General features: G+C 65.6%; 1 protein-coding gene. It reads left to right on the forward strand.

Going from position 1 to position 703, the window contains the following annotated elements:
- The first annotated feature begins 144 nt into the window (after window positions 1-144).
- Window positions 145-627, forward strand: coding sequence for a hypothetical protein (locus tag V8324_RS22190; RefSeq protein ID WP_336422036.1), 483 nt, complete (start codon window positions 145-147; stop codon window positions 625-627).
- The last annotated feature ends 76 nt before the right edge of the window (window positions 628-703 follow it).

Below are 703 nucleotides of genomic sequence, written 5' to 3' on the forward strand. Positions count from 1 at the left end.
CCTTTGCCGAATGGGCCACGGACGAGAACCTCGCGCTCGCGCGGCAAGGCATGCGCGAGGCGCAGGATGCCCCGTTTCACGACCTCGATGCCAAGGCCATCGCCCAGGGGTCGGCAGCTTTCACAACAATCAAGGAATGGTTCGATGCTTGACAGTCAATCAGCGGCTTTTGCCGAACGTGTCTGGGAGTACGCATCCCGTCTGGGCAACAACGCCCCGAGGGTCGCCGATGAGATGATGGAGGCGGCTTTCCCGCTGACCTGCACGCAGGCGCGGCAGGAAGGCGCGCTGCGCATGCTGCGCACCGGCATCATTTCCGAGGTCAAGCGCATCCTGCGCAACCGCGATGACGTGTTTGGCCAGGTGGATTTCGCAGAGGTCTGCGCGGCGTTCGCGCCGCTGGTGAAGGACCTGCGCTCGAAATCCTACTTCGTCGAAAGCGCCGAGGAATACGTCGCCGTCCCGGACCTGATCACCGAGCCCGACCTGCTCGATGACGCGCGGCGGTTCATGCGGCGCAAGGGCATCGAATGCCTCACCGAGGCCGATCGGCTGGATGCGCTCTTTGCAGCCGTGACCCGCGATGACACCGACGCCGCGCCGGCGCGGACGGAGGTGCTGTCATGACCGGCGCGCTTCCCATCATCACCGCCGACCAGCGGCTGGCGGAAACCCGCGGCATCAAGGGCGTGATCTTCGGCCC

This window comes from Roseovarius sp. D22-M7, from assembly GCF_037083785.1.
Lineage (GTDB): Bacteria > Pseudomonadota > Alphaproteobacteria > Rhodobacterales > Rhodobacteraceae > Roseovarius.

Excerpts from the sequence above, each read along its gene's own strand:
- V8324_RS22190 (WP_336422036.1), top strand. The coding sequence starts at position 145 with ATGCTTGACAGTCAATCAGCGGCTTTTGCCGAACGTGTCTGGGAGTAC.